At 57.7% G+C, this 16,859-nt stretch carries 17 protein-coding genes; 9 read left to right on the forward strand and 8 right to left on the reverse strand.

The features are described 5' to 3' along the window. Window positions 1-18: 18 nt before the first annotated feature. Genes OQ273_RS14500 through OQ273_RS14515 form a run of 4 tightly spaced genes read right to left on the reverse strand, consistent with a single transcriptional unit; the run spans window position 19 to window position 3,192 of the window. Window positions 19-1,107, reverse strand: coding sequence for a C4-dicarboxylate TRAP transporter substrate-binding protein (locus tag OQ273_RS14500; RefSeq protein ID WP_267991208.1), 1,089 nt, complete (start codon window positions 1,105-1,107; stop codon window positions 19-21). A gap of 54 nt (window positions 1,108-1,161) precedes the next feature. Beyond that, a complete protein-coding gene (locus tag OQ273_RS14505; RefSeq protein ID WP_267991209.1) occupies window positions 1,162-1,620 on the reverse strand; it encodes an OsmC family protein in 459 nt (152 codons plus the stop codon). Window positions 1,621-1,630: 10 nt separating this feature from the next. Next, the gene (locus OQ273_RS14510) at window positions 1,631-2,311 is read right to left on the reverse strand and encodes a malonic semialdehyde reductase (RefSeq protein ID WP_267991210.1); all 681 of its coding nucleotides are present in this window, start codon (window positions 2,309-2,311) and stop codon (window positions 1,631-1,633) included. Then, window positions 2,308-3,192 carry a fumarylacetoacetate hydrolase family protein gene (locus OQ273_RS14515; protein ID WP_267991211.1) on the reverse strand — a complete coding sequence of 295 codons (885 nt, stop codon included), beginning with the start codon at window positions 3,190-3,192 and terminating at the stop codon, window positions 2,308-2,310. Before OQ273_RS14515 ends, OQ273_RS14510 begins: the two co-directional genes overlap by 4 nt. Window positions 3,193-3,290: 98 nt before the next feature. Between OQ273_RS14515 and OQ273_RS14520 the strand changes: the two genes are divergently transcribed. Both OQ273_RS14520 and OQ273_RS14525 read left to right on the forward strand, forming a co-directional pair. Continuing rightward, window positions 3,291-3,665 carry a YciI family protein gene (locus OQ273_RS14520; protein WP_267991212.1) on the forward strand — a complete coding sequence of 125 codons (375 nt, stop codon included), beginning with the start codon at window positions 3,291-3,293 and terminating at the stop codon, window positions 3,663-3,665. 551 nt (window positions 3,666-4,216) lie between these two features. Then, window positions 4,217-5,431: an outer membrane protein gene (locus OQ273_RS14525; RefSeq protein ID WP_267991213.1), complete on the forward strand. Its 1,215-nt coding sequence runs from the start codon at window positions 4,217-4,219 to the stop codon at window positions 5,429-5,431. 92 nt (window positions 5,432-5,523) lie between these two features. Here OQ273_RS14525 and bfr read toward each other — a convergent pair whose 3' ends face one another. Together bfr and OQ273_RS14535 are read right to left on the reverse strand one after the other, a co-directional pair. Beyond that, complete coding sequence (gene bfr, locus OQ273_RS14530; RefSeq protein WP_267991214.1) at window positions 5,524-6,009, reverse strand: bacterioferritin; 486 nt, start codon at window positions 6,007-6,009, stop codon at window positions 5,524-5,526. Beyond that, complete coding sequence (locus tag OQ273_RS14535; protein ID WP_267991215.1) at window positions 5,975-6,286, reverse strand: (2Fe-2S)-binding protein; 312 nt, start codon at window positions 6,284-6,286, stop codon at window positions 5,975-5,977. Before OQ273_RS14535 ends, bfr begins: the two co-directional genes overlap by 35 nt. A 278-nt stretch (window positions 6,287-6,564) precedes the next feature. On the opposite strand from OQ273_RS14535, the gene OQ273_RS14540 reads away from it, so the two are divergent. The 3 genes from OQ273_RS14540 (at window position 6,565) to OQ273_RS14550 (ending at window position 9,427) form a co-directional block, all read left to right on the forward strand. Then, window positions 6,565-7,398 carry a glycosyltransferase family 25 protein gene (locus tag OQ273_RS14540; RefSeq protein WP_267991216.1) on the forward strand — a complete coding sequence of 278 codons (834 nt, stop codon included), beginning with the start codon at window positions 6,565-6,567 and terminating at the stop codon, window positions 7,396-7,398. A 479-nt stretch (window positions 7,399-7,877) separates the two neighbouring features. Continuing rightward, window positions 7,878-8,657 (forward strand): glycosyltransferase family 25 protein, encoded by a 780-nt coding sequence (locus OQ273_RS23740; RefSeq protein ID WP_425493381.1) that lies wholly within the window; start codon window positions 7,878-7,880, stop codon window positions 8,655-8,657. 98 nt (window positions 8,658-8,755) lie between these two features. After that, window positions 8,756-9,427 carry a GntR family transcriptional regulator gene (locus OQ273_RS14550; RefSeq protein WP_267991218.1) on the forward strand — a complete coding sequence of 224 codons (672 nt, stop codon included), beginning with the start codon at window positions 8,756-8,758 and terminating at the stop codon, window positions 9,425-9,427. Window positions 9,428-9,440: 13 nt separating this feature from the next. Here the strand turns inward: OQ273_RS14550 and hutC are convergent, their stop codons facing one another. Both hutC and OQ273_RS14560 read right to left on the reverse strand, forming a co-directional pair. Then, complete coding sequence (gene hutC / locus OQ273_RS14555) at window positions 9,441-10,148, reverse strand: histidine utilization transcriptional repressor HutC (protein WP_267991219.1); 708 nt, start codon at window positions 10,146-10,148, stop codon at window positions 9,441-9,443. Between the two features lie 5 nt (window positions 10,149-10,153). After that, window positions 10,154-11,527 carry a formimidoylglutamate deiminase gene (locus OQ273_RS14560; RefSeq protein WP_267991220.1) on the reverse strand — a complete coding sequence of 458 codons (1,374 nt, stop codon included), beginning with the start codon at window positions 11,525-11,527 and terminating at the stop codon, window positions 10,154-10,156. Between the two features lie 79 nt (window positions 11,528-11,606). Between OQ273_RS14560 and hutI the strand changes: the two genes are divergently transcribed. Genes hutI through hutU form a run of 4 tightly spaced genes read left to right on the forward strand, consistent with a single transcriptional unit; the run spans window position 11,607 to window position 16,837 of the window. After that, window positions 11,607-12,812 carry an imidazolonepropionase gene (hutI, locus tag OQ273_RS14565; protein ID WP_267991221.1) on the forward strand — a complete coding sequence of 402 codons (1,206 nt, stop codon included), beginning with the start codon at window positions 11,607-11,609 and terminating at the stop codon, window positions 12,810-12,812. After that, the gene (gene hutH, locus OQ273_RS14570) at window positions 12,809-14,362 is read left to right on the forward strand and encodes a histidine ammonia-lyase (RefSeq protein WP_267991222.1); all 1,554 of its coding nucleotides are present in this window, start codon (window positions 12,809-12,811) and stop codon (window positions 14,360-14,362) included. Before hutI ends, hutH begins: the two co-directional genes overlap by 4 nt. Then, on the forward strand, window positions 14,359-15,171 hold the full coding sequence (gene hutG, locus OQ273_RS14575; protein WP_267991223.1) for an N-formylglutamate deformylase: 813 nt from the start codon (window positions 14,359-14,361) through the stop codon (window positions 15,169-15,171). Before hutH ends, hutG begins: the two co-directional genes overlap by 4 nt. Beyond that, complete coding sequence (gene hutU / locus OQ273_RS14580) at window positions 15,164-16,837, forward strand: urocanate hydratase (protein WP_267991224.1); 1,674 nt, start codon at window positions 15,164-15,166, stop codon at window positions 16,835-16,837. Before hutG ends, hutU begins: the two co-directional genes overlap by 8 nt. Window positions 16,838-16,859: the final 22 nt, after the last annotated feature.

Below are 16,859 nucleotides of genomic sequence, written 5' to 3' on the forward strand. Positions count from 1 at the left end.
CGCGGGTCGCCCGGCGTTCTAGTTGGTCGCTGCCCAGTCGCGTACCGGCACGGAACCGGCATCCTTGAGTTTCTGGACATAAGAACCCAACATCGCAGTTCCCGGAGCACCCTTCTTGTCGAGCGCACCGGCCCATTCCTCGGCGATATTCGGCATGGCGTCCGCCCAGGCCGAGCGCTGGCCTTCCGTCAGCACGACAACGGTTCCGCCGGCCTCCTCAAACGCATCGAGTGACGTTGCGGCCCGTTCCATTGCGACCTTGGCCACACGATCCCGGTATTCCACCGCAACCGATTGCAAAACGTCCTTAACCTCATCGGGAAGCTTGTCCCAGACATCTTTGTTGACAGTCACGGTCTTGGAATTGACCGCGCCCAGATCGACCTTGAGCATATGCGGCGCGACCTCGTTGATCTTGAAGGTCATTGCCGCTTCCGGCCACAGCATCGCCGCGTCGACAACACCGGTCTGCAGCATGTTGTAGAAGTTCGGCAGACCGCCGCGAACACCGGCAACGTCCTTCAGCCCCTCAAGGTAACGCAGATTGTATCCGGCGCCGGCAAGCTTGAGCCCGCTCAGATCGTCAAGCGATTTGACCGGTGTCTTGGAGAAGATCTGGTAGCTGTCAAGCACAACGCCCGTCGCCAGGTAGACCTGGTTTTCCGAGGCAAATTCCGCCTGCATCTGCGGGTATTCCTTGGCAATTTCGTCAACGGCCTTGGCAACGATACGAGCATCGGAAGAGACCATCGGCGTAGCCGCGGAGATTGCCTGGCTCGGCAGCGCCGAGTTGTGGAAGATCGTGGTGACGATGCCGATATCGCCGAGGCCCAGCTTGATGCCTTCAAGCACGCCGCGCGGCTTGACGATCTGCCCGCCATAGGCCTGCTGCCAGTCGATCTTGTAGGTGCCCGTTCGGGCCAATTCTTCATCAACCCGTGGGATAAAGAAGCCCGAGAATTCCTTTACCCACATCGACCGTTCCGGATAGCCATCGATGGCGATCATCTTGATCGTCTCGGTGGCTGTGGCCGGAACAGCAGCACTGGCTGCCAAACCGGCGGCCGCAACGGCAGCCATGAACGACCTGCGTAGCAATTTGCTCATTTTCTTCCTCCTTTTCGACAGCCAGCCTCCCGCTGGCCGTTTTCGGCAGCAGCGCTAGCCGGCCGGCTGCCAATCCTCCACGATCTCCGTTCCCGCCGCGGTAAACAGTTTCGACAACGGGCAGAATTTTCGCACTTCGGCGGCAACGAGTTGAAGGGCTTCGGCCTGTGCCGACCCATGACTGATCACATTCAGCTCAATGTGCCTGAACGGCACCCCGATCTCCTCCTCCAGCGTCACGCCACGCCGGTCAAAGGTGCATTTTGCCGAGATCTCCAAATGCCCGATGTCGACGCCAAGTCTTTCAGCGCATTTGTGGCCGATCACATTGGTGCAGCCGATCAACGCCGCCAGAGCGGTATCCGTCGGCGTCGGCCCGGCATTTGTGCCACCACGCTCAGTCGGCTCGTCAATCGCGAAACTCAGATCACGCACGACAATGTCGGCACGCGAATGGCTGGGGCATTCGGCTGTCGCCCTGAGCGTGACTTCAGTTTTCATTCTCAGCGCCATCTGCTTTTCCTCAGGCGAAACTGCACACATCCTCAAACTCAAAACGCGGCAGTTTATGAAACAGGGCTCCCTCGTCAGCATATCCGAGGTTGCACAGAAAATTTGAACGCAGGGTGGTCCCGGTGAAGAACTCGCGATCGACAATCTCGTTGGAGAAGCCGGACATGGCGCCGACATCAAGGCCGAGCGCCCGCGCCGCGATCATCAGATAGGCCCCCTGAAGCGTTGCATTGCGGAAGGCCGTTTCCTCCGCATGTTCCGGCTTGCCCTCAAAATGCGGGCGGCGATCCTCGTGGGGAAAGAGGAAGGGCAGCTCCCGCCAGAACTCGAGGTCATGGGCTATGATCACCGTCACGGGCGCCGTGGCCATTTTTGGTACATTTGCCGGTTTGAGCGATTTTGCCAGTTTTTCCCGCCCCTTGTCACTGCACACGAATATGAACCGCGCAGGCGAGCTGTTCATACTGGTCGCGCCCATCTTCACGATGTCATAGATCCGGTGCAACGTTTCCTCGCTCACCGGTTTATCCGTCCAGGCGTAGTGCGAGCGTGCACCGGACAGGATCAAGCGGATTTCGTCCTCGCCAAGCTGGGTGAGGCGCTGGCGCAGCTGCCTGACATGCTGCTGAGCCTCGGTTCGCAGACTTTCCAGTTGAGCGCCGGTTGGCGCTTCCTGCGGATCCCTGATCATGCAGCAGCCTCTTTTCCGGCAGCATCGCCCTCACTGACGATGGGATTGACGCAGGTGCAAATGTTTTCAATCTCCACTTCGACCGTGTCGCCGGGGACCAGGAAGACAGGCGGCGTGCGCGCATGACCGACACCGGGCGGCGTCCCCGTCGCGATGAGATCGCCAGGTTCAAGGGTCGTGAATTCAGAAACCGTGGCGATCGTCTTTGCAACCGACCACATCATGTCTGCGGTGTTCGCGCTCTGCATGACATTGCCGTTAAGCCGCGACACAATGTTGAGGCCGGCAGCGCCTGGCGGAAGCTTGTCGGCAGTGACAACAACCGGACCGACGGCGCCGGTGGCGTCAAAATTCTTTCCGGGTGTCCACTGATGCGTCTTACGCTGGTAGTCCCGCACGGACCCGTCATTGAAAACCGTGTAGCCAAAGACGTGCGAGAGTGCGTCCTCCTCGCTGATATGCCGGCCGCCTTTCCCGATGACGATCATCAGCTCGACCTCGTAGTCGAGGCGATCGGAGCAGTCCGGCTTGATCATCGGCGCGCCCGCGGGGATCATGGAAGCGGGAAAGCGTATGAACATGGCCGGGTAAGTCGGGATTTCGTAGCCGCCTTCCTTGACGTGGTCGACATAGTTCAGCCCGAGACACAGTATTTTGCCGAATTGATTGAACGGAAGAGCCGGAATGAGCGATTCGACCGGCTGGGGCGCGGCCTGTTTCGCGGCCGTCACGATTTGATTAATTTTCTCAACCGGTGCGCAGATGGCGCCTGAAAGATCCGTCGCATTGAAGCCGGCCTGACCGGTCAGGCGGTAGGCTTCTTCACCCTCGACAAAATAAAGGGCTGTTCCCTGCCCGTCCCGGGCCACCATCAAACGCATAGCGCTCCTCCTTGCTCTCTCCAAATAATCAATATTTTCTTGTATTGTCAATTTATATCGATATTTTTATCCCAAAGGAAACAACAGGGGATAATCCAATGCCGAAATGGGCTGATTACGTGAAAGAATCCCGGGAGCGCGGATCGCTGGCGGCGGAGTATTTCATTGTGCGCAGCCGACCTTCGGCACCGCCTGAAAAGCTCAAGGAGGTCCTGCCGCGCCATCTGGATTACCAGTTGAAACTTCAGGACGCGCACAAACTGGTCTTTGCCGGCCCGCTATCGGATGAGAGCCTGGAAGAGATGCTCGGCGAAGGCATGATGGTCTATCGCGCCACGTCGGAAAAGGAGGCCCGCGCCCTTGCCGACGCCGACCCAATGCATGCTGAAGGCGCGCGCAGCTACACGATGCGCCGCTGGCTAATCAATGAAGGCCACATCCCGAACGCACTTCGGCCGTTGCTTGACCGGTAGCCACATTCACCACCGCGAATGATTGTTCAGAACGCCGGACGGGACAGACACCAAGCAACCCGGGCCTGACACTTCGGTGCCACCGGCCGCTCGTCAATCACAGATTCTTTGTTTGACGAGTCGGCCAAGGTGCCGCCAACGCGCGAAACCCACCTTCCCCGGCAGGTCTTGATACAGTTTTTTGCTGCAATAATTTGCATTCAGCCATTTCATCGGAATTCTATACACGTCATCCGAATACCTCTTGATAAATACAACCGTGTATAATTCCGTATTAAATCCAAATATTTTGTTCTTTTATCGATTTCGATTCATCCTTTCGAATCAAATAGATTCTCGTGAATCTTTTTCATTTTTTTCGTCTTCTTTCTGAAAATTATTCACTTTTTACAAGCCATTTTTGCAAGATCTATTTTTTAAATTTGTTGCGCGATTACAACAAAACCACCTTCTACATAAGTAACAATTGGGATAACATCTTGGTACTAATTCTTTTGTTGGGGTAGCAAAAAATGAGATATGTAATCTCTGGCGTCGCAGGCGCACTTTTGATGAGCACGCCGGCCATGACGGCCGACGTGGTGGTCGCAGACGCTCCATCCATCGTCTCAGGCGAATCCGTTTACGACTGGAGCGGGTTTTACGTTGGAGCTGGTGGTGGTTACGGTGCGGTCGTGCACGAACTGAGCTCACCAATTTTTGGTGGCGTCACGTTCAACGGCATCGGCGGCGAAGGTTTCTTCGGCGAAATCACTGCCGGTTACGACTTCCAGTTCAGCAACGGCGTTGTCGCCGGGGTGGCGGCTTCCGGCCGGTACGGCAATATCGGCACCTCGCTCGACGTGTTCGGTCTCAATGCCGATCTGAATGCGGAGTACGGTTTCGACATTGTCGGTCGGCTCGGATACACCGTCGCGCCCAACACGCTGGCCTATGTGCTGGGCGGATACACGTGGCAACATTTCGACCTGAGCACAAATTTTGGTTTTGGAACCGACTGGAACTCGGGCGGCTATGTCCTGGGACTGGGCATGGAACACGTGCTCAGAGGCAAATGGACGCTGAAATCGGAATACCGCTACGCAAAATACAACAGCCAGGACTTCTTTGGCGGCGGACTCTCTGTCGATCCGTCGACCCATACATTCCACACGACCCTCAACTACCGCTTCAATGGCGGACCTTCGGGAACGACGGCTTCTCCGGTCAACTATGACTGGACGGGCATCAAGGTGGGTCTCGCAGCCGGCGGTGGTGCGATTGTTCACGACACCGACCTCTTCGGTAGCATTATCGACTTTGACGGTTTCGGCTCCGAAGGCTTCCTTGGTGATATCAATGTCGGCTACGATCGCGAAATCGGCAATGGCTACCTGATTGGTGGCGTGCTGGCCGCTCGCATATCCAATATGGAGCTTGAAACAACGGCTCCCGGTTTCTCCAACAGCCTGCAGGCGGAATATGGCTTCGATGCTCTGCTGCGCTTCGGTAAACTGTTCAACTCCCGTACGCTCGCTTACGTGATCGGCGGTTATACATATGAGCACTTCGACTACAGCACGTCCGGTGGAGGTTCGGCTGACTGGAATCTCGGCGGCTATACGCTGGGTACCGGTATGGAAGTCGCGTTTACCGATCGTATCACCGGCTATACGGAGTACCGTTTCTCGCACTTCGGTTCGGAAGACTTCGGAACCGGTGGGCTTATCGAAATTGGACCGTCCAGCCATACGGTGCGCGTGGGCGCCAAGTTCAAGCTTTACTGACGGGGTGACCAATCGTCACCCACTCCAGGGGCCGGCGGCACAACCGCCGGCCTTTTCATTTTAGTGTATGAAAACAGATCGGGGTTGGCGCACTAATCGGCTTCGTCCGCAGAACCCGCGTTGAGCAGACCATATTTTTCTTCGCCGATCGTATTGAGCAATTCGAGCTGTGTCTCAAGAAAATCAATATGGCCTTCTTCGTCGGCCGTTAATTCCTCGAAGATGGCCATGGTGACATAATCGCCCTCTTCGCGGCATATCTCGCGTGATTTTATATAGGATGTGCGGGCGTCATACTCACCGGCAAGATCGGCTTCGAGCACTTCCTTGACATTCTGCCCGATGCGCAGCGGCGCGATCGTTTGAAGATTGGGATGACCTTCCAGGAAGATGATACGCTCGACCAGCCGGTCGGCATGGTTCATCTCCTCGATGGACTCCTCCCTTTCCTTCTTTGCAAGCTTTGTGTAGCCCCAGTCTTCCAAAAGGCGGTAATGCAGCCAGTATTGATTAACGGCGCCCAGTTCAAGGAACAGCGCTTCGTTAAGCCGCTCGATTACCTTTTTGTTGCCTTTCATGAAGATCTCCCGCGTAGTGGTTGCGCAACTCAATCAATTTTGCGCGGTAGGAGACCATATCAACGGCAGAAGAGTCAAAGCGGAGATGGAAGGCTTCGCTGGTGCGAATGATGATATCCACCACATTCGGAAAACAGCGGCAGCATTTGCCCCGTTTTTCCATCGCATGATAGACCTTGGCCGGCACGATAAGCTGCCACCGCTCCTCATTGAGCATCTCAACGATGACCTGCTCGATCTCGCTTTCGGTGATGATATTGCAATGACAAGCGATCATTTTTCTTTAACCATACTGTGCCGATGACGGGCAGGATTGCTGAATCCGCAGCCACTTGCCGGAATTTGCTTTTTGCAATGCAAAATGTCAACCCGTTTACCCGTATTTTATCAACAAAAACAAATATTTAGAATTATTCTAATTTCAAAGTGCTCTCTTTGTCAGTATAAGTTATTGAATCAAGTGCATGACTGTTTCTACCGACCGCTTGACGCAAACGGGAGCAACTTTTAAGCCGAACCAGAAACCCATTATTGCTTAAGATCTTGGGGGACATCGTGAAGACCTATCTCATCAATCTCGACCGGTCCCCGGACCGGCTGGAATGGTTCATGCGCTCCACGAAGGACCTTAATCTCGATGTTGTGCGGATTGCCGGCGTTGACGGTTCAGCTCTTGCCGATCGGGAGTTGGAAGACAATAGGCGCAAACGTCGCCGTCCAGGTGTGACACTAGGCCGGGCCGACATTGGCTGCTTCCTCAGCCACCGGGAGGCATGGCGCCGGGTTGCCGAGGGACAAGACCGTTGGGCATTTATTGCCGAAGATGACATCCATTTTGCACCCGGGGCGGAGCGCTTTTTTTCATCGGACAATTGGATCCCTGTCGATGCCGACATAATCAAGGCGGAGACTGTCTTCAATCCGACGCGTATTACCATACGGAATAATCCACGGGCCTTCGGCCACTTACTGAGAAGCCTGCTCTCTTCACATTGGGGTGCCGGCGGCTACTTTATCAATGCACAATGTGCCGCAAACCTGGTGCGATGGACGGAAGATGTCTGTGACCTGCCGGATAATGTACTGTTTGACGACTCGCTGGAGTTCTTTTCACGACTGCGAATCTACCAGATCGATCCGGCTATCTGCATTCAGGATAATCTGATCAACAGTACCGGCAAGGTCGGGCTCGGCAGCGTGCGCATTGACGCCAACATTGAGGAAGGTGTCACGAAACAACCCGTCAATACGCATAAGAAGCGAACCGTATTCGCAAGCCTGCTGCGGGTGGTCGCACGTCCTTTTGAGCACGTTTGGCGTCAGAAAAAGCTCCTGATTGCAGGGCAGTGGATCAAGATCATATCCTTCGACAATCAGCGAGCCGGCTGAGCCGCTTTCGGGCTTAATTGATTTCAACATAGGCAATCGAGACTTTACCGCTCGACTTTCGCAGAGCATCTTGCCACTAAAACCTCTTGATATGCTTTGGCGAGCGGGAAACAGAAAACTCCGCTTCGATCTGAAAAAACATATTCAGACGCGTGAAATGGAGCAAAGCGCGGATCCCAACGAAACTCGGCTCATCTGGGATTCGGTATCTCAACCATGGGGCTCCGGGATGTATTTCGCGGCGTTGCGTGTGACGGTCACCTCCATTGAAAGCAATCATCGAACGAGCGTTTCCCCGCTTTCATACGTAGCGGCGGCCCGATGCGCCGGGTCAGGCCCTGCCGCGCAACCGGGAGCCACTTGACGCTAAGCGGGGTAACTTTTAGGCCAAAGCAACAAGATAGTCGGTATCCATCGGGGGATTCGTGAAGACATACCTGATAAACCTCGACCGGTCCCCGGACCGGCTTGAATGGTTCATGCGTACAACCCGGAATCTCGGTTTTGATGTTGTCCGCATTGCCGCTGTCGATGGGATGACCCTCCCGGTCGGGGAAATAGAACACAACAGACGCAAGCGTCGCAGGCCCGAGTTGCCAATCAGCCGGGCGGACATTGGATGTTTCCTCAGCCACCGCGAAACGTGGCGCAGGATTGCTGAGGGACAAGATCGCTGGGCTTTCATTGCGGAAGATGACATCCATTTTGCCCACGGAGCGGAGCGCTTTTTTTCCTCGGATGAGTGGATTCCAGACGATGCCGATGTCGTCAAAGCGGAGACTTTCTTCCGTCCGGTGCGTTGTACCATATGGAACAATCCGCGTGCCTTTCGCCACTCCCTGAAGGTCCTTCTGTCCACACATTGGGGTGCGGGCGGTTACTTCATCAATCGAGAATGTGCCAAAAACCTGCTGAAATGGACCGAGGACGTCTACGATCTGCCGGATAACATCCTCTTTGACGAAAGGCTGGAGTTTTTCTCCCGTTTGCATGTCTACCAGATCGATCCGGCCATCTGCGCTCAGGACAATATGATTATCAGCACCAACCAAGTTGGTCTTGGCAGTGTACGGATTGAAGCTAATATTGAGGAAGGTGTCGAGGAACGCCGCACGGGCACTCAAAGGCAACGCTCACATCTGGGGGAGCTGACGCGCGTAATTGCCCGGCCCTTCGAACACTTTTGGCGTCACAAAAAACTCTTACTGGCGGGACAATGGGTCAAGACCATTTCCTTCGGCAACCAGCGAGCCAACTGACCCGATTTCCGGTTTACTTTACTTGAAAGTTGAATCAGTCGGACCTTTACGGCTCGGCTTTTACGGAGCACATTGCAACGGAAACCTCTGGAAATGCCTTGACGAACGGAAAACAAAAACTCTATCGCGATCTGAAGCAGCGAATTCTGACGCTGGAACTGGAGCCGGGTGCGGATCTCGACGAAACTCAGCTCAGCAAGGAATACGGCATCTCGCGCACGCCACTTCGAGATGTTTTTCGCGACCTTGCAGGCGAGGGTTATCTATCTCTTGAGAGCAATCGTGGAGCGAGTGTTTCGCCGCTTTCTCACACAACGCTACGCGACTTTTTCCTCGCCGCACCGATGATCTATGCGGCAACGGCCCGACTTGCCGCGCGCAATGCAACGGCAGACCAGATCGTCGAGCTCACCGACAGCGCCAGTCGTTTTGATGAGGCAATCGAAGCCGCCTCGACAACGCAACTCGCGATCCATAACAACCGTTTCCACCAGCTGATCGGTCTGATGGCCGATAACGCGTTCCTGCTGCCAAGCCACAACCGTCTGCTCATCGATCACGCGCGCATATCGCAGACTTTCTACAGGGCCGAAGACCCGACGCTGAAGAAACCATTGGCGGACGCCGGTCGCCAACATGCCGACATGATCGAAGCCATCCGGCAACGTGACGAAGACCGGTCGGAACAACTCGTATACGAGCACTGGGCACTTTCTCGGGAGTTCATTCAGCGCTCATTGACACCGGCAAGCCTCAACATCGGGCTCTAGACCGGCAAACGACCTACACACCATCGCCAAACCGGTCTCGTGTCACCAGCCTGAAACTGTCGGCCGGATGCACGAGACGGACATGGGTAACCGCCTCGCCGGCGAGCCACGTGGTGCGTTCGATGACAAAGACCGGCTTGCCCTCGGTCAGGTTAAGCAAGTCCCCCTCGCCTTTCGAAGGCAATGCGGCGCGGAAGACATGTTCAGCGCTGGTATAGGGGACTTGCCTGAGCAACCATTCATTCGGGCTGACGCTCTCGAAAGTTTCATTTCGGGCCTGCGGCACGACGTTGAGGTCGATCCACCGGTCTTCGATCTGGTGGGGCGCGCCATCTGCAAAGTGCAGGCTGACAACATGCAAAACCCTATGCTTTCCCGTCAGTCCCATTTCAGCACGCACCTTTTGCGGAGGCTTTTCCAGCGTACGGCTGACCAGCAGATATTTGTAGGTTCCACCGCGCTGCTCGATCTCATCGCGTACGAGGGGAATTTCGAACATGGCATTGCGCGACTGACGCTGGACGACCCGTGTTCCGGCCTTGCGTTTTCGTTCAACCAGGCCCGACTCGGCCAGAGCCCGCATTGCCCTGTTGACCGTTACGCGTGTGCATCCGAACTCGTGCGCCAGATCCGCCTCGGCCGGCAACAGGGTGCCGGGTGGCCAATCGCCGCCCTTTATGCGTTCAAGAAGAATATTTTGGATGTCCTTGTAGGACCGCATGACAATCAGATCCGGTTCTTCAATTCGGCCATTACGCCGCGGAAACGCCGTTCGACATCTTCGCGCCTAACATGACGGCCACCTTCAACACAGTGCCGGCCCGCCGACCAGACATCTGTAACAAGCCTGTCGTCCCCGGCGAAGACCCAGCCATCCAGAAGCTGCCGCCGGTCAAGACCACAAAGGGCCGGATGGGTAGCGTCGATTGCGATCATGTCCGCCAGCCGGCCCTTTTCCAACGCGCCTGAATTGCGAGCGAGCGCTCCTGCGCCTCCTCTGGCCACACGCCGGTAAAGTGTTTCGCCGGTCGATGCACCGGGGTCGGCAAGCACGTTCCGCGCCTGACAAGCAAGACGTTGACTGTACTCAAGCTGACGCAGTTCTTCTGACAAGGAAATGCGGATATTGGAGTCGGACCCGATGCCAAATCGCCCGCCTTGCGCCATATAAGATCGCGCATTGAATGTGCCGTCCCCGAGATTGGCTTCAGTGATCGGGCAAAGGCCGGCAACAGCGCCGGAACGCGCAAGACCTGTCGTCTCTTCGTCGCTCATATGCGTCGCGTGGATCAGGCACCAATGGCTGTCGACATCAACATTGTCGAGCAGCCATGCCACCGGCCGCGCACCCAGCCAGGCTTCGATATCGGCAACCTCCCTTTCCTGCTCGGCTATGTGGATATGAACAGGACCGGACCGGTACCGCATTGCGATCTCTCCCAGCGCCTCCGGATCACAAGCGCGCAACGAATGCGGCGCGACACCCAGGCTGCAGTCTTTGGAAAGTCCTGATAGTGCGCGTGCAGCCTTGTCGACAAGGGCGTCAAACCGATCCGGATCGCACCCGAAACGCAGCTGCCCGCCTTCCAGCGGCTTCTTACCAGCTCCGCCATGGCTGTAGAGGACGGGCAGATGTGCAAGGCCAATCCCGGTTACCTCAACGGCCGCAAAAATGCGCTCCGACGTCTCTGACGGATTGTCATAGGCCTTGCCGCCGGGCCGGTGATGCAGATAGTGGAACTCACCGACCGATGCATAGCCCGCTTCCAGCATGTCGATATAAACGAACGCCGCGATCGCCTCGACATGGTCCGGCGTCAGCACGTCAAGAAACCGGTACATCAACGCCCGCCAGCTCCAGAAATCATCGCCATGCGGCGATCTGTGTTCGCACATGCCGGCCATGGCTCGCTGGAAGGCATGGCTATGCAGATTGGCGATGGCCGGCAGCAACACCCGGTCGCCAAGATCCGTATCACCGGCACGCGCCTTTGCATCCTGTTCAATCTCGGCAATGTGTCCGCTGGCATCGATCCCGATGCGGACATTGTCGACCCAGCCCTCCGGGAGCAAGGCGCCTGCCGCAAACAGCGTCTTCATGGACTGCCTATAATCGTTGACATAAAATTATTATGAATATACATAACAGGAATTGCAAGCGAAAGCGGAATTGCCCGCAATGACCAGCTTTGTTCTGACAAATGCGAAAATCTCAACAATGATTGAAGGCCCGACCGCCTTCGGTCTTATCGACAACGGCGCCGTCGCCGTTGAGGACGGGCTGATCTCCTGGATCGGCACGGCAAGCGACCTGCCGGCCTCTTATCGCAGTCTGCGGACGGACGATCTGGAAGGGCGGGTTGTGACGCCAGCGCTGATTGACTGCCATACACACATCGTTTTCGGCGGCGACCGCGCAAGAGAGTTCGAAATGCGACTTGAAGGCGCATCCTATGAAGAGATCGCGCGCGCCGGGGGCGGCATCAATTCCACCGTGGCAGCAACCCGAACTGCCAGCGAAGCGGCTTTGCTGGGTGACGCGCTCAAACGTGCGGACAGCCTCATTGCCGAAGGCGTCGGCACCGTCGAAATCAAATCAGGCTACGGGCTGGACGTCGAAACGGAACTGCGGATGCTCAAAGTCGCACGTGCCATCGCCGCGCAACGCGACATCCGGGTGAAAACCAGCTTCCTGGGTGCGCACGCCATACCTTCCGAATATGCAGGAAGGCCCGATGCCTATATCGACGAGGTCTGCATTGCGGCCCTGTCAGCAGCCCATGAAATGGGGTTGGCAGATGCCGTGGATGGATTTTGCGAGACCATCGCCTTTATGCCCGATCAGATCGAGCGGGTTTTCCAGCATGCGCGCGCACTCGGCCTTCCGGTCAAACTCCACGCTGAACAGCTTTCCAACCTCGGGGGCGCGGAGCTTGCAGCAAGATACCAGGCCCTTTCGGCGGACCATCTCGAATATCTCGAGGAACCCGGCCTCCTCGCCATGAAAAAGGCCGGCTGCGTCGCCGTGATGCTGCCGGGTGCCTTTTACACCTTGCGGGAAAAACAATTGCCGCCGATCGCGTTGTTGCGTGAACACGAAGTACCGATGGCCGTGGCAACCGACTGCAATCCGGGCTCCTCGCCGCTGACCTCCCTGCTTCTGGCCATGAACATGGCCTGCACGCTGTTTCGCATGACGCCGCAGGAGGCCCTTGCTGGCACAACGCGGCACGCGGCCCGGGCGCAGGGTCTCAACGATACCGGCACGATCGAGCCAGGAAAGAAGGCGGAACTGGCGGTTTGGGATGTCGCCCATCCCGCCGAACTCTCATACCGGATAGGCTTCAACCCGCTTGCGATGCGCATCATGGGGAGATTGCCATGAGCGTCACCGTGTTGAAGCCGGGGGAGATGTCCCTTGGCCAACTGGAAACCATCTACTGGAGCAACGGCGAAGTCGCGGTCGATCATTCATGCCGGGCCGAGGTTGAGGCCTCGGCAGCTGTCATTGCTGAGGCCGCGCGGGGTGAGACGCCGGTCTACGGGGTCAATACCGGCTTCGGCAAGCTGGCAAGCGTCAAGATTGCACCGCGTCATACGGCGGCGCTGCAGCGCAACCTCATCCTTTCGCATTGCTGCGGTGTCGGCGATACGGCTCCCAAACGGATCGTCCGCCTCATGATGATCCTGAAGCTCCTGTCGCTTTGCCGGGGCGCATCGGGTGTGCGCTGGGAGTTGATTGCGTTTCTGGAACAGATGCTTGCGCGGAAGATTACACCGGTCATACCGGCACAGGGTTCAGTCGGCGCTTCCGGTGACCTTGCGCCGCTCGCCCATATGACGGCCGTCATGATCGGCGAAGGCAAAGCGCTGTTCGACGGCGAGGTCATGCCGGGCGCCGTAGCGTTAAAGGCGGCGGAACTTGAACCGGTCGCCCTTGGCCCGAAGGAAGGTCTCGCCTTTATCAACGGGACGCAGTTTTCGACTGCCTTCGCGCTGGCGGAGCTTTTCGAGGCATGGCGCTGCGCGCAAAACGCGCTGCTGGTGAGCGCGCTCTCGACCGACGCCATCATGGGTTCAACCGCCCCTACCCGGCCCGAGATCCACACTTTGCGCGGTCACCGCGGCCAGATCGAAGCCGCGGCGGCAATCCGCAACCTGATGGAAGGCTCACAGATCCGCGAAAGCCACCGCGAAGGCGACACCCGTGTGCAGGACCCCTACTGCATCCGCTGCCAGCCGCAAGTGACAGGGGCGTGCCTTGACCTTTTGCGCCAGGCTGGCGCAACACTCGAGACCGAAGCCAATGCGGTGACCGACAATCCGCTGGTCGTGACGGCGTGCGGCGATGTTATCTCCGGCGGTAATTTCCACGCCGAGCCGACGGCCTTCGCGGCCGACCAGATTGCTCTGGCGATCGCCGAAATGGGCGCCATTTCCCAGCGCCGCATCGCCCTTATGGTCGACCCCACGCTGAGTTTCGACCTGCCGTCTTTTCTGACACCCGAACCGGGCCTGAATTCCGGATTGATGATAGCAGAGGTGACCAGCGCGGCGCTGATGAGCGAGAACAAACAACGGGCCAATCCGTGCTCCACGGACAGCACGCCGACAAGTGCCAATCAGGAGGACCACGTCTCCATGGCGGCCCATGGCGCGCGGCGTCTTGCCGATATGAACGACAATCTCGGCCGCATTCTCGGTATCGAATTCCTCTGTGCGGCGCAGGGTGTCGAGTTCCGCGCGCCGCTCAAAACCAGTGCTCCGCTTCGTGCCGCCATCGGTTCCGTGCGTGAGCAGATCGATACGCTCGGCGAAGACCGTTATCTGGCGGGCGATATCGAACGGGCGGCGATGCTCGTCCGGGACGGAACGATTGTCGTCAGATGCGGCATCCCGCTTATCAGTCCGCTCGGCACGGAGGCATCGCTGTGACACCGGTCGAAACCGTTCAGGGAGACAGCCCGGTCATCCTCGGCCTGCCGCATACGGGGCTTGATGTCCCCAAAGACGTTTGGGAGAGCTTCAACGAGACGGGCCGCGCCCTGGCGGATGCCGACTGGAATATCCACAAGCTTTATGACGGGGTCCTGCCGGGCGCCACGACGGTGCGCGCGACCTTCCACCGCTATGTCATCGACGCCAATCGCGATCCGTCGGACAAAAGCCTTTACCCGGGGCAGAACACAACAACGCTTTGTCCGCTGATCGACTTCAACGATACTCCCATATACCGAGAGGGACGCGAGCCCGATGAAGCAGAGATCAAACGCCGGAAACGGCTCTTTCACGCGCCCTATCACACAGCCCTTGCGGCGGAAATCAAGCGTGTGCATTCACTGCACGGCCTTGCCCTTCTCTATGACTGCCATTCGATCCGCTCCGTCGTTCCGTTCCTTTTCGAGGGAACCCTGCCCGACTTCAACATCGGCACCGATGGCGGCGCGACGTGCAATGCCGAAGTGGAGCGGATCGCAAGAGAGGTCTGCGAGGCGGCATCCGGCTATTCCACTACTGTGAACGGACGCTTTCGCGGCGGCTGGACGACACGGCACTATGGGCGTCCGGATGACGGTGTCCATGCGATCCAGATGGAACTGGCGCAAAAGTCACATCTTGCTGCCGAGGCGCCACCGTTCGACCTCGACCCCGTCAAATCCGAGCGGTTGCGAATGCTTCTGGCCGATATCCTGACGTCGCTGGAACAATGGGCGTTAAACCATGCGGGAGCAAACAATGAATGATCCACGGCACAATATTCGCGATGTTTTCCCGCTTACCGGATCTGATATCACCGCCAAATCCTGGCTGACCGAAGCGCCGATGCGCATGCTGATGAACAATCTGCATCCGGACGTTGCCGAGAACCCGCATGAACTGACCGTCTATGGCGGCATCGGGCGCGCGGCACGCAACTGGGATGCGTTCGATCGGATCGTTGCAAGTCTGAAGACACTAGAAGACGATGAGACACTGCTGGTCCAGTCCGGCAAACCGGTCGGCATTTTCCGCACCCATGCGGATGCCCCGCGTGTCCTCATCGCCAATTCCAACCTTGTGCCCCATTGGGCCAATTGGGACCATTTCAATGAGCTCGACCGCAAGGGCCTGATGATGTACGGCCAGATGACGGCTGGGTCATGGATCTATATCGGCAGCCAGGGGATCGTCCAGGGAACCTACGAGACCTTTGTCGAGGCGGGCCGGCAGCACTATGGCGGCGATCTATCCGGCAAGTGGATCCTGACCGGCGGGCTGGGCGGCATGGGCGGTGCTCAGCCGCTCGCCGCGACGATGGCCGGCGCCTGCCTTCTTGCCGTCGAGTGCGATCCGGAACGCATAGATTTTCGCCTGCGCACGAAATATCTGGATGAGAAGGCCGAAACGCTGGACGAGGCGCTTGCCATGATCGAACGCTGGACCGCTGCCGGCGAAGCAAAATCCGTCGGCCTTCCGGGCAATGCCGCGGATGTGTTTCCCGAACTCGCCCGGCGCGGCGCCCGACCTGATATCGTGACCGACCAGACATCGGCGCATGACCCGGTCAACGGCTATCTGCCGCTTGGCTGGTCACTCGCCGAATGGAAGGAAAAGCGCGAGAGCGATCCGAAAGGCGTTGCCCGGGCCGCTTGCGCTTCCATGAAGGTTCACGTCGCAGCCATGGTGGAGTTCTGGAACAAAGGCGTTCCGACACTCGACTATGGCAACAATATCCGCCAGGTCGCCTTCGACGAGGGACTGGAGGACGCCTTCGCCTTTCCGGGTTTTGTCCCGGCCTATATCCGACCGCTTTTTTGCCGCGGCATCGGCCCGTTCCGCTGGGCGGCCCTGTCGGGTGACCCCGACGACATCCATCGCACGGATGAAAAGGTCAAGGAGCTCATTCCCGATGACAAGCATTTGCACAACTGGCTCGATATGGCGCGCGAACGCATCGCGTTTCAGGGGCTGCCGGCGCGTATCTGCTGGGTCGGCCTTGGCCAACGACACCGTCTTGGCCTTGCATTCAACGAGATGGTCAAATCGGGAGAGTTGAAGGCGCCGATCGTTATCGGCCGGGATCATCTCGATTCAGGTTCGGTCGCCTCCCCCAACCGGGAAACCGAAGCGATGAAGGACGGATCCGATGCCGTCTCCGACTGGCCACTGCTCAACGCTCTTCTGAACTGCGCCTCGGGTGCCACCTGGGTCAGCCTGCATCACGGCGGCGGCGTCGGCATGGGGTTTTCGCAACATGCCGGCATGGTCATCTGTTGCGACGGCACACAAGCCGCATCCGAGCGGATCGCACGGGTGTTGTGGAACGATCCGGCAAGCGGCGTGATGCGCCATGCCGATGCCGGCTATGACATCGCTCTCGAATGCGCCCGCCAAAACCAGTTGCGACTTCCCGGCATATTGGGGAATTGATCCGGCTGCACCGTCTTTGCCT

Origin of the sequence: Hoeflea prorocentri (genome assembly GCF_027944115.1) — a bacterium.
Classification (GTDB): domain Bacteria; phylum Pseudomonadota; class Alphaproteobacteria; order Rhizobiales; family Rhizobiaceae; genus Hoeflea_A; species Hoeflea_A prorocentri.